The sequence below is a fragment of the Psychrobacter sp. 1Y11 genome (genome assembly GCF_052259045.1).
Taxonomy (GTDB): Bacteria; Pseudomonadota; Gammaproteobacteria; order Pseudomonadales; family Moraxellaceae; genus Psychrobacter.
Genome location: NZ_JBQQER010000013.1, coordinates 15,392 through 27,078, shown reverse-complemented (window position 1 = coordinate 27,078; position 11,687 = coordinate 15,392). Strand labels below are relative to the sequence as shown.

Below are 11,687 nucleotides of genomic sequence, written 5' to 3'. Positions count from 1 at the left end.
CGGTGGGTCTGATACCGATGAGCCATGGATTAATATTGGCCGGTATCCTATTCACTATCGGTCTGTGCGGTGTTATGGTGCGACGCAATTTCTTATTTATGCTGATGGGACTTGAGATTATGATGAATGCCGCGGCATTGGCATTTGTGGTCGCAGGCAGCCGTTGGGTCGATCCAGATGGACAAGTGATGTTTATCTTTATTCTGACCTTAGCCGCCGCTGAGGTCTCTATTGGGCTTGCGATACTATTACAGTTTTATCATAAGCGTGGGCATCTCGATGTCGATAGCGCCAATGAGATGAAAGGATGATGCCATGAGTTTATTACCATTAACCTTTATATTTCCGCTCATTGGCTTTTTAATTTTAGCCTTTATGCGTGACAAGTTATCTGAGCAGGCAGCAACGTTTGTCGGTGTCGGGAGCATGGGGCTATCAGCGCTTTGTACCTTAGTCGCCAGTTTTACCTTTTTAACCAGCTATCCTGCAGGTACAGTGGTGCAAATACCGTTATGGACTTGGTTTCAAGTCGGCGATTTTGCGCCTGGGTTTAGCTTAAGCTTTGATGGCTTAGCGCTGACCATGACAGGCATCATCACTGGTGTAGGCTTTTTAATTCACCTATTCGCCGCTTGGTATATGAAAGGTGATACGGGTTTTGCCCGCTTCTTTAGCTATATGAATCTGTTCGTCGCTAGCATGCTATTGCTAGTGCTCGCCGATAACTTATTACTGTTATATCTCGGCTGGGAAGGGGTCGGTATCTGCTCTTACTTGCTCATCGGATATTATTTTCATGACCGCGCTAACGGTCAGGCGGCGATAAAAGCCTTTACCGTAACTCGTATCGGTGATGTGTTCTTAGCTTTTGGCCTATTCTTACTATTCCGCGAGTTTGGCACACTTAATATTCAAGAGATTATCACCCGAGCGCCGCAAGTATTCGATATCAATAATCCAACCATGATCCTGACGACAATGATGCTTGTTGGTGGCGCTATGGGTAAATCAGCGCAATTGCCATTACATACTTGGCTCGCTGATGCGATGGCAGGCCCGACGCCAGTATCGGCTTTGATTCACGCAGCGACTATGGTGACGGCTGGTGTTTATTTAATCGCTCGTATGCATCCACTGTTTGAGCTGACCCCAGGGATTTTACTCTATTGGGTTGGCGGTGTTGGTGCTTTGACATTAGTGGTCGCAGGTTTCTGTGCTTTAGCGCAAACCGATATCAAGCGTATTCTGGCTTATTCAACGATGAGTCAAATCGGCTATATGTTCCTAGCGCTTGGCGTTGGAGCCTGGCAAGGTGCTATTTTCCATTTGATGACGCATGCTTTCTTTAAAGCCTTATTATTTTTATCGTCAGGTGCAGTGATCTTAGCGGTACATCATGAGCAAAACATCTTTAAGATGGGTGGCCTGCGCAAAAAGATACCTTTAGTATTTTGGTGTTATTTAGTAGGCGGCGGTGCGTTAGCAGCTATTCCTTGGGTGACGGTCGGTTTTTATTCTAAAGAAGCAATTCTTTGGGAGACTTATGCCACGGGTCATCAAGTGTTATTTTATATGGGCGTATTCGGTGCCTTCTTAACCGCGCTTTATACCTTCCGGATGATTTGGATTGTGTTCTTTGGGGAAGAAAAGACGCACGCGCACAAGCTAAAAGGGGTCTCCTACTGGTTACCATTGACGATATTGTTAGTGCTATCCACTGCTGTTGGAGCCCTGATTACGCCGCCGCTACAAGGGGTGCTGCCAGAGAGCTTTGGTCACCTGTTAGAGTTATCAGGTGACGCACATGGCAAGCACACGGCTGAATATATCGCTATGGGCGCGATGCTATTAGGCTTAATCATAGCGGCGCTGTTATATGTCGTTGATAAAGGCCGTATGCTCACTAAGTTTAAGCGCTCGACTATCGGTGGAGGCCTTTATTATTGGTGCTATCACGGTTTAGGCTTCGATGCGTTATTCGATATCGTATTTGTAAAACCCTTTTTATTCATCGGCCGCTTGTTCAAAGCCGATCCTGTCGATAAAAGCTGGATGGTACTACCTATGCTAGCTTCTTTCGGTAATAAAGTATTCTCCCGGACGCAGACAGGGTCCCTTCGTGGCTACGCGGCAAGCTTTGGCTTGGGTGTAGCGGTATTGCTGGTGCTGGTAATGATGACGGTGGTGTAAGATGATAGAGTTACAACAAACATGGATGCTACCGGCATTGATTGCGATTCCGTTTATAGCGGGATTGTTATGTTGGTTAGTTGAGCGCTTCAATAAGCGCTTGCCGCGCTGGATCGCTTTGATCGGCATGATACTGACTTTCGTTTTGTCTTTAGTGCTATGGCATTACGGTGATTTCAGTGGGATGAGTAAACAGGTCATCGCGCCGCAGTCGGCTGTACCTTGGGTCGCTGAATTTAGTGTGCCTTGGATACCCGCTATGGGTATTAGCTTCCATCTAGCGATGGATGGCATGTCACTATTAATGGTGGCTTTGACTGGGTTTTTGGGCGTGGCAGCGGTGGCTTGTTCGTGGAATGAGATTCAGCGCCGAGTTGGGTTTTTTCATCTCAACTTGTTATGGAGCCTAGGCGGCGTCATCGGTGTGTTTTTAGCCATTGATTTATTCTTATTCTTCTTCTTTTGGGAGATGATGCTGGTTCCTATCTACTTCTTGATCGCTATTTGGGGTCATGATGTGGTCGGCGGTAAGACCAAAGAATACGCAGCAACGAAATTCTTTATCTATACCCAAGCCTCAGGGCTTATCATGCTGATTGGTATTTTGCTGCTAGTCATCTTTAACCGCGCAGCGACGGGCGTAGTCAGCTTTAACTATAATGATTTACTCGGCACCTCTCTTGGTGGCTGGGAATATCCGATTATGTTGTGCTTCTTTATCGGTTTTGCAGTGAAATTACCGATTCTGCCTTTTCATGGTTGGCTACCTGACGCGCATGCGCAGGCACCGACGGCCGGTTCTGTCGATTTGGCAGGGGTGCTGATTAAGACTGCGGCGTATGGCCTAATACGCTTTGTATTGCCGCTATTTCCAGCAGCCTCGCAAGAGTTTGCGCCTATTGCGATGACGCTCGGTGCTATCGGTATCTTCTACGGGGCGTGGCTTGCCTTTATGCAGACAGATATGAAGCGTCTGCTCGCTTATACCAGTATCTCGCATATGGGCTTTATTGTCTTAGCGATTTATGCAGGTACTTTGCTGAGCTTGCAAGGCTTGATGGTACAGATGCTTGCCCATGGATTAAGCTCGGCAGCGCTATTCATTATGGCCGGTCAGCTATATGAGCGTTTGCATACCCGCGACATCACTTTGATGGGCGGTATGTGGGGCCAGTTCCGCTATTACGCACCGATGCTGATGTTCTTTTGTGCAGCGTTACTCGGCATCCCAGGCACCGGTAACTTCATTGGCGAGTTTATGATTTTATTCGGTACCTTTGCCCAGTACCCAGTGTTTGTGGTATTAGCAACCTTTAGCTTAGTATTAGCGGGTCTATATTCATTACTCTTGATTTACCGTACTTTATTTGGCGTGAATAACACTAAAGAAGTGGCGCTAAAACATACTAAGGTGCATGGCCTGCCCGAACGTCCATTAAAAGACTTAGGTAAGCGCGAGGTCACCTTGCTGCTGACTTTAGCCGCCGGTTTAGTCTGGCTCGGACTGTATCCACAGCCGGTTTTGGATACTTCTAGTGAAGCAATGCAGTGGATCAATAATGCCTATATTTATAGCGAAGTCACTCAAGTGGACGCATCGAACCTGCTTGATGCAATGGAGGCACGTTAAGTCATGACTGATATTACGATGAATGATTTGATGGGGCTGATGCCTTACGCACCGATTCTTATAATAGTGATTACCGTGATATTAACGATGATTGCGATTACTATTAAGCGCTCACATTTTATTACCGGTACAATTACCGTAATAGGTCTCAACGTAGCTCTGTTTACTTTGCTTGGTCAGATGACAGGCATAGTAAGCTCAGGCTCGCTGATGCCGCTCGCGGAGCAGATGTTTGTCATTGATAATTTTGCCCAGTTCAATATGGTGGTCATTCTTATCTGTGCGCTCGCTTGCTGTACGTTGTCCTATGCTTATCTTGCCAACCTACAAGACAATAAAGAAGAGCTGTACCTGCTGATTCTTATTTCTACAGTAGGGGCGCTACTGATGGTCTGTGCTCAGCACATGGCCGCGTTCTTTATTAGCTTAGAGCTGTTATCAGTGCCTTTGTACGGTTTGCTTGCTTATACTTTTTCGCGCAACCAATCCTTGGAGTCAGGGCTGAAGTATCTGGTACTGTCAGCGACGGCTTCTGCCACTTTACTGATGGGTATGGCCTTTATTTATGCACAAGTTGGCGCTTTAGGGTTTAAGCAAATTAGCGTTGTGCTCGTTAACGCCTACGATTCACCTTTAGTGATTTTGGGCGCGGCGATGATGATGTTTGGTATCGCCTTCAAACTATCTGCAGCGCCGTTTCATATGTGGACGCCTGATGTTTATGAAGGCGCACCAGCGCCTATCGCCACTTATCTAGCCTCAGTATCAAAAGTGGCGATGATGGCATTAGCCGTGCGTTTTTTACTGGATACCGCGCTGCTAGCGCTGCCTTCAGTACAGATGCTCATCATGGTGATGGCGACTTTATCTATCTTAATAGGTAACATGCTCGCTGTTCGCCAGAGTAACCTTAAGCGCTTATTGGGGTATTCTTCCATTGCACACATGGGCTATGTGCTGATCGTCATCGTCAGTATTGGCGCGGCTGCTGATAGTGTTTCAAGCATGTATATGGCAGTTTATGCTTTTACCTCAATCGGTGCATTTGGGGTAGTGACACTAATGTCTAGCCCATACCGGCTCTCGGGTGAAGCAGATAAGCTGGTGTATTATCAAGGTCTATTCTGGCGCCGTCCGGTACTGACTGCGGTTATGACGATTATGATGCTATCGCTAGCGGGTATTCCGTTGACGGCAGGCTTTATCACCAAGCTGTTCGCCATCCTAGCGGCGGTGCAAGGAGCGCAGTGGTTCTTAGCGGCGATGATTATCTTAGGTAGTGCGATAGGTCTGTTTTATTACTTACGTGTCATGCTGACTTTGTTCAAACGTCCAAAAGCTTATGTGGAGTTTGATGTTGTTGGCCATTGGGGCGTGCGCATGGGTGGTCTGATGGTGATTGCGGTCACTATCCTCATTATCGGCTTTGGTATCTTACCGAACAACATGATTGAGTGGGCAGCGCTTGCACGTATTTGGTAACATGAAACGAGAAGTCATTTAATTAATAAATCAGGTTAGCGCAGGCTAGCCTTTTTTATGACTATTTAAGAAGTAAAACTCAAAGATAAAAATTGTGAACTTGAATATAACGCTCAGCGCCATAATGTATAGCAATGAGAACGCCTTTAGCAGAAATTTAATGAATAGCTGTCTATATAGTTAATCCTAAATTTAAAGAATACAGCGGTAGTAGCACTGTGTTTATTTTATAGTGGATCGGCTATAGCACACTATAATTCTTGAGAAGTTGATAACTATAAATCGATAACAATATTAATCCATAACGATAAGTGATTCTTTATTATGAGCGATAATATTCAAAAAGTAACCGTACTAAGTAAAACCACTTGGACGCCTAATTTATTTAGCTTTACCGTGACGCGTCCGGACAGCTTTAAGTTTACCGCCGGTCAGTTCGTGCGTTTAGGGGTCAATCCCAGTAAGCTTAACTATCATCAGCAGCAGTCGAGTGAGGGCGCTGATGAGGTACTTGATGAAGATATCTTTCGCGCTTATTCTATCGTCTCTTCCCCTTTCGATGAGGTGTTAGAGTTTTTCTCTATTGTCATCGAAGATGGGGCTTTTACCTCTGAACTGCAGCATTTGCAAGTCGGCGATGAGCTGTTACTCAATACCATGCCTTTTGGGTTTTTGACCTTAGCGCGCTATCAAAAGCCGCTACCAAAAGACTTATGGTTACTAGCAACAGGTACGGGCCTTGCGCCATTTTTATCGATGCTACAGGATCTACAAACGTGGCAAGACTATGAGCATATCGTGCTCGCCTATAGTGCTCGCAGTGAAGAGGAGCTGGCGTACGTCGAGATGATTAACCGTTTGCAATCCGATTTTGGTGAGCTGGTGGATAATCCTGCTAAGCTGATATTTGTGCCGATTGTCACCCGTGAGCCGATGGCAGGCGCATTGAGCGAGCGTCTGCCCAAGCTGCTAGTAGACGGTAGCTTGCAAGCAAAAGCTGGCATCGAGCTTGATATCGACAATGCCCATGTGATGCTCTGCGGCAACCCAGATATGGTCGAAGACACCAAAGAGACTTTAAAGTCCTTAGGGATGGTGATGAATCGCCGCGGTGAAGGTAATATTGCGGTAGAAAACTACTGGTAAGCTAAATAGCTCAGTCTATAATGAAAAGCCCCATTCTAAGTATTTAGAGTGGGGCTTTTCTTGAGTAAACAAGGGGTATTATTACTTTTACTCTTGACTGGGTTCGGTGGCATCATCTACCGGATTGATAGGTCCTTGCATTAATTCAGGCTCATCATCAACTTTGTCTTTTTCACTAATAATATCATCGCCATTACTACCTAATAAGTCGCGATAGTTGACTTGGGTTTTGAGTACCAATTGTTCTTCCTCAACTTCACCATAATTGACTTGGACTTTGTGCAGGGCGCTCATTATTTTTTTATTATTTTTTAGCCAGCGATGAATATCCAAATAGATAATCTCGTCTTTGGCCCGAGCAATATTGATATAGGTCAGAATGAAGCCTAGAGGATCTTTTTTTAGTACGCTATGATAAAACCAGATAAGCATTTTGATACCTTGACGCTTGAGAAAGGAGTCACAGTGCAGGTTGAGTACATCAGTATAAGTCTGCTGACCGAAAACGAAGCGCTGGACATTACGATCAAGCTGCACGTGCACTAGGCTGAAGTTACTGGCGACCTCCGCGTAAATACCTGCGACATCGACAGTACAGAACAGGCGAAACCAGTTATCATGCAGCTCTACTCGCAGCTCTAAAATCGCTTTAACATTATCGGTGACAAATTTTTGTAGAGCGTCATTGACGTACTTTTGGGCGACTGGTAGTGGAATCTCATCTTCTAATTTATCAGAGGTTTTGCCATACAGTTTTTTTATCGCAGAAGTCAGGCTATCCCAGCCCTCGTTAAAAGACTGGTTAAAACGCTCTCCTATAGCCTCAGCGAAATCGTAAAAGTCATCAAAGTTGCTAGAATCAGTCAAACTCATTATCCTTGTAGTCATCATTATAAAACAGGCGACAAAACGGGCTATAAAATAGCAAATAAAAGCCAGTATATAGCAAAAGCACTAGGCAAAAAACGTATGCGCGTTCATTTTAGCAAATAACGCTAACAAGCGTTTTTAAAACTATACATTATCAGTCATCGTCTGGCTTGACACTAAATTAAAGCCAACCTAGCGCTAAATTAGATACAAACATTTGCTTGACGCTCGTGTTATGATAGCGCAATTATTTTTTATCTCATTATCCAGTTATCAGATTTATTGGTTTCAGCTGAGAGTGACTGTGGCGCATATCAAAGACTCACAAAGTTATCATTTCTCAAGCCAAGCGCCTACTCGCAGCTTTAGTATGCCGGTCGCGATTATTGTCGCGCTTGGCGTGCATGTACTACTTATATTCGGCATTAGCTTCTCGATGGGTAGTCATCCTGCAGCTATGATGCAGGATGTGGCAAAAGCGCTGACCGATAATATGCAGCCAAACGAAGATGCCTACTACATCGCTAATGCTTCGCAAATAGGCAGTGGTACCGTGATGGAACAAATTCGTCAAGAAAGCGCGCAAACCAGTCCACTCGCAGCTGAGCACATCAGCGAAACCCAAGATGTCATTAACCTGCAGCAGCAAGTGCGACAGCAACAGTATCAAGAAAGCTACTTACGCACTACTTTGAGCTGGCGGCAAGCGAGTGACAATACAGATAACGATGAGCAGCAGGCAAAAGACGATATACGGGCGCAAGAGGCGCGTTTACGTAAACAGATCGCCACGCTAGAAGCACAGTTATCTCAGCGTCAGCAAGTCTATGCGACAAAATCCAAAGTAGTCACCCTCGATAGTAACTCAACCACGCGCGGCGCGGCGGCTGATTATATAGAGACTTTCCGCGATCATGTCGAGCGCGTAGGTAATCTGCATTATCCGAGACAGGCAAGAGCGCAAGGTATCACCGGTGAGGTGCGCTTGATGGTCATCATCAGTAGCGATGGCACTATTAAAGCCATCCGCTTACTTGAGAGCTCCAATTCCAATATTTTGGATGAAGCTGCTAAGCAATCTGTACGTCAAGCAGCGCCGTTTGGTGCGTTTACCGAAGATATGAGTGATATCGTTGAGCTCAGACTCATTCGCACTTACCGTTACAGTGATAAAATAGAAGTTACTTATTAGGCACACCTATTATTAATATTCATCGACAAGGTTATAAAGAGCAGAGTTATTATGGAATTTTTAGGATTTACTATTGACGTTGCGACATTGACGAGTAGTGCCATCGCTTTAGTGTTTAAAGTGGCTTTTGCACTACTAATCTTCATCATCGGCCGCTGGCTTGCCAGAAAACTAGTCACCTTTAGCAATCGCCTTATGGTGCGTAGCCATTTAGAGACAACAGCGGCCAATTTTTTGAGCCGACTGTTATACGGCGTATTATTGGTCATTATCACTTTAGCGGCGTTAAACCAAGTCGGCGTTCATACCACTTCTGTCGTTGCTATTTTAGGGGGCGCTGCCGTCGCTATTGGTCTAGCTTTAAAAGATCAACTCTCTAATTTTGCTGCGGGTATTATCATCGTCACTTTTAAACCTTTTATTAAAGGGGATTATGTACAGATTAGTGGCTATACCGGTACGGTAGCAGAGATTACGTTAGTCAATACTCATATGACTACGATTAACAACCATGACATTATTATACCCAATAGCGATATCACCACCTCAGCGGTTACGAACTATACCGCGCTACCTAATCGCCGCGTCGATATCACTATCGGAGTGGGCTATGATGCCAATATCAAAACCGCTAAAGATCTGATCTTGAGACTAGCCAAAGAAAACCCGGTCGCTTTTAGTGATCCTGAACCTATCGTACGAGTGACTAACTTAGGGGACAATTCAGTCGATCTAACCCTTAACGTTTGGACCACTAATGACGACTGGTGGGCGATGCAGTGCGATCTACTTGAACAGTTCAAAGAAGTGTTTGATAGTGAGAAAATCGATATACCGTTCCCGCAGCGCAGCGTACATATTAAGGGTCTTGATCAGATGATGAATAATATGGATCAATCGCAAAAGTTGCCAATGGACGAAAAATAATAAAAAAGCTTATCGATTTTAAGTATAGTCGATCCACTATGAAACAAACACAGTGCTACTGGGATGAATTTTGCGCAGCATCGAAGGGACGCAGCACGCAAGGAAAATTTATACCAGTAGCACGCTGGCATAGCTGTATTCTTTTTATTTAGGATTAACTATATTAAGACAAATAGGGGTTAGGCAAATTAAGACGAGCTAAGATAGCAATCTCAAACTGCTCCATCTCGTCTTGCTCCGCTTGCCCCAGCTCGTGATCGAAGCCTAGCAAATGCAGGATGCCATGAATGACTAAATGGCTGATGTGCTGCGCTAGGCTTTTATGTTGCTCGCTTGCTTCACGCACTAGCATCTCATGACAGATAATCAGCTCGCCTAGTGGCAGCATTGGCATTAGATCGATAACGCTGGCTGGCAGCTCACTTGGATAAGAGAGAATATTGGTCGCATAGTCTTTACCGCGCGCCTCCAAATTGAGTGCTTTTCCTTCGCTCACATCAGTAATATAGATATCTAAGGCTTTGGGTTTACTTTGCCATACTGCCTCATCAATATCTACGAAGTAGGGTAGGGTCAAACCTTCTTTAATGCGCTCATCGATATGGGTCAAAGTCGCTGATAGTACAGGGTGTAGTACTTCTTCGTTGTAAGACTCATCGATTAAATTGTCGTTAATACTGTCATTGACGCTGACATTTATTTCATTGAATTGATTCATTGTTTTAGCTCTGCTTTCAAATCTTCTTTCTTAAGTATTTTCTTTAAGCATAAAAAACCAGACTACTAATGCTAATAGTCTGGTTGCAGTACGGTTCGTGACTATTTTTATCATTGAAAATTTAGCCGTATAATCAAAGCTTAGAAGCTGCATTAGCGATCGCTTGTTTACGTTCTTGCTCCGCTAAGCGCTGTTGTTTACGCTTCTCATCGATAATTAATTGTTCGCCATCGAAGATATCATAGGCTTCAACGATCTTTTGTACCAGATGATGACGTACCACATCTTTTGAGTCAAACTTAGTGATATGAATCTCTTCTATGCCGCTCAATATATCTAAGGCTTGTGCCAGACCTGATTTGGTACCACGTGGTAAGTCAACTTGCGAGATGTCGCCGGTGATAACGGCGCGCGAGCCAAAGCCTAAGCGGGTCAAAAACATCTTCATTTGCTCAGGAGTAGTGTTTTGCGCTTCATCCAAAATCACAAAGGAGTTATTCAACGTACGACCACGCATGTAGGCCAGCGGCGCAACTTCAATGATTTGGCGCTCAATCATTTTACCGACTTTTTCAAAGCCTAGCATCTCATAGAGTGCGTCATATAAAGGGCGTAAGTAAGGATCGATTTTTTGAGCTAAATCTCCTGGGAGAAAGCCTAGCTTTTCACCGGCTTCGACCGCTGGACGCACGAGCAAAATACGCTCAATCTCATTACGCTCTATCATATCGACCGCGCACGCTACCGCCAGATAGGTCTTACCGGTACCCGCAGGACCGATACCGAAGGAGACATCAGAGGTCAAGACGTTTTTGACGTAGCGCTGCTGATTGCCACCGCGTGGAATGATTTTGCCTTTACGAGTGCGCAGACTAATAGGCGTAAACTCGTCACTTGCATCTAAATCAGCATCATTTTCGCTATTATCAGCGTTAGCATTGTCTTTGTTATCTTGATCGTAAGCCATGTCCTCATCACGAGACAGGCTGGCTTGAATAATAAGATGCAGCTCTTCGGCGCTGATATCTTTAGAGTTTTGCGCTTCGTCAACTAGCTTATATATAATGCGCTCGCCGCGCTCGACACCCGTGATATCGCCGCTAATACAAAAGTCGGTTTTGCGCTGGCTAATCTTGATATCGAGGCGCTCTTGAATATATTTGAGGTGCTTATTGTATTCACCCAAGACGGTTTTTAGTTGAGCTTGGGTCAAAAATTCAAATTTTATATTGCGGCTAATGGATTCAGTCAAGCGATTATCCTTGTAATAAAAGCCCTTCATTTAGTGGGCAAAAATAATTGAATAAGTTAATAGATATCCTTCATTATGGTTGATAATATTTTAAATTCAAGCCTTTGCCGCTATTGGTGGCGACTGTTTTGTATGTTGATTGCAACGATTCGAAGGAAGAGCTGACAGTAGCTATGTGCTAATAGAAGTATTAAATTAGCGCTGTCTATGAGTCGCCTAATAGCGCAACTGACAGTCGCGGTAAATAGCGTTAAGCTCACAGAGTTTATGATAATTTGTG

General features: G+C 44.7%; 10 protein-coding genes. 7 read left to right on the top strand and 3 right to left on the bottom strand.

What is annotated here, in order from left to right; genetic code table 11:
- Window positions 1–2 precede the first annotated feature (2 nt).
- The 5 genes from nuoK to ACTXGJ_RS10955 all read left to right on the top strand — a co-directional run bounded on the left by nuoK (window position 3) and on the right by ACTXGJ_RS10955 (window position 6,448).
- Window positions 3–311: an NADH-quinone oxidoreductase subunit NuoK gene (gene nuoK, locus ACTXGJ_RS10975; RefSeq protein WP_439243832.1), complete on the top strand. Its 309-nt coding sequence runs from the start codon at window positions 3–5 to the stop codon at window positions 309–311.
- 4 nt (window positions 312–315) lie between these two features.
- Window positions 316–2,190, top strand: a complete 1,875-nt coding sequence (nuoL, locus tag ACTXGJ_RS10970) for an NADH-quinone oxidoreductase subunit L (RefSeq protein ID WP_439243719.1) — start codon at window positions 316–318, stop codon at window positions 2,188–2,190.
- Window position 2,191: 1 nt separating this feature from the next.
- Window positions 2,192–3,820 carry an NADH-quinone oxidoreductase subunit M gene (nuoM, locus tag ACTXGJ_RS10965; protein WP_443565982.1) on the top strand — a complete coding sequence of 543 codons (1,629 nt, stop codon included), beginning with the start codon at window positions 2,192–2,194 and terminating at the stop codon, window positions 3,818–3,820.
- Window positions 3,821–3,823: 3 nt separating this feature from the next.
- Window positions 3,824–5,302, top strand: coding sequence for an NADH-quinone oxidoreductase subunit N (locus ACTXGJ_RS10960; protein WP_439243714.1), 1,479 nt, complete (start codon window positions 3,824–3,826; stop codon window positions 5,300–5,302).
- Between the two features lie 324 nt (window positions 5,303–5,626).
- The gene (locus tag ACTXGJ_RS10955; protein WP_439243712.1) at window positions 5,627–6,448 is read left to right on the top strand and encodes a ferredoxin--NADP reductase; all 822 of its coding nucleotides are present in this window, start codon (window positions 5,627–5,629) and stop codon (window positions 6,446–6,448) included.
- An 87-nt stretch (window positions 6,449–6,535) separates the two neighbouring features.
- Here ACTXGJ_RS10955 and ACTXGJ_RS10950 read toward each other — a convergent pair whose 3' ends face one another.
- A complete protein-coding gene (locus ACTXGJ_RS10950) occupies window positions 6,536–7,321 on the bottom strand; it encodes a hypothetical protein (protein WP_439243710.1) in 786 nt (261 codons plus the stop codon).
- Between the two features lie 232 nt (window positions 7,322–7,553).
- On the opposite strand from ACTXGJ_RS10950, the gene ACTXGJ_RS10945 reads away from it, so the two are divergent.
- Both ACTXGJ_RS10945 and ACTXGJ_RS10940 read left to right on the top strand, forming a co-directional pair.
- A complete protein-coding gene (locus ACTXGJ_RS10945) occupies window positions 7,554–8,510 on the top strand; it encodes an energy transducer TonB (RefSeq protein ID WP_443565981.1) in 957 nt (318 codons plus the stop codon).
- Between the two features lie 51 nt (window positions 8,511–8,561).
- Window positions 8,562–9,437 carry a mechanosensitive ion channel family protein gene (locus ACTXGJ_RS10940; RefSeq protein ID WP_439243705.1) on the top strand — a complete coding sequence of 292 codons (876 nt, stop codon included), beginning with the start codon at window positions 8,562–8,564 and terminating at the stop codon, window positions 9,435–9,437.
- A gap of 163 nt (window positions 9,438–9,600) precedes the next feature.
- Here ACTXGJ_RS10940 and ybeY read toward each other — a convergent pair whose 3' ends face one another.
- Together ybeY and ACTXGJ_RS10930 are read right to left on the bottom strand one after the other, a co-directional pair.
- The gene (gene ybeY, locus ACTXGJ_RS10935) at window positions 9,601–10,155 is read right to left on the bottom strand and encodes an rRNA maturation RNase YbeY (protein WP_443565980.1); all 555 of its coding nucleotides are present in this window, start codon (window positions 10,153–10,155) and stop codon (window positions 9,601–9,603) included.
- A gap of 133 nt (window positions 10,156–10,288) precedes the next feature.
- Window positions 10,289–11,407, bottom strand: a complete 1,119-nt coding sequence (locus ACTXGJ_RS10930; protein ID WP_439243699.1) for a PhoH family protein — start codon at window positions 11,405–11,407, stop codon at window positions 10,289–10,291.
- Window positions 11,408–11,687 lie beyond the last annotated feature (280 nt).

Bases quoted from the DNA above. Each gene is read 5' to 3' on its own strand.
- nuoL (WP_439243719.1), top strand. From the start codon at position 316: ATGAGTTTATTACCATTAACCTTTATATTTCCGCTCATTGGCTTTTTA.
- nuoM (WP_443565982.1), top strand. From the start codon at position 2,192: ATGATAGAGTTACAACAAACATGGATGCTACCGGCATTGATTGCGATT.
- ACTXGJ_RS10960 (WP_439243714.1), top strand. From the start codon at position 3,824: ATGACTGATATTACGATGAATGATTTGATGGGGCTGATGCCTTACGCA.
- ACTXGJ_RS10955 (WP_439243712.1), top strand. From the start codon at position 5,627: ATGAGCGATAATATTCAAAAAGTAACCGTACTAAGTAAAACCACTTGG.
- ACTXGJ_RS10950 (WP_439243710.1), bottom strand. From the start codon at position 7,321: ATGAGTTTGACTGATTCTAGCAACTTTGATGACTTTTACGATTTCGCT.
- ACTXGJ_RS10945 (WP_443565981.1), top strand. From the start codon at position 7,554: ATGATAGCGCAATTATTTTTTATCTCATTATCCAGTTATCAGATTTAT.
- ACTXGJ_RS10940 (WP_439243705.1), top strand. From the start codon at position 8,562: ATGGAATTTTTAGGATTTACTATTGACGTTGCGACATTGACGAGTAGT.
- ybeY (WP_443565980.1), bottom strand. From the start codon at position 10,155: ATGAATCAATTCAATGAAATAAATGTCAGCGTCAATGACAGTATTAAC.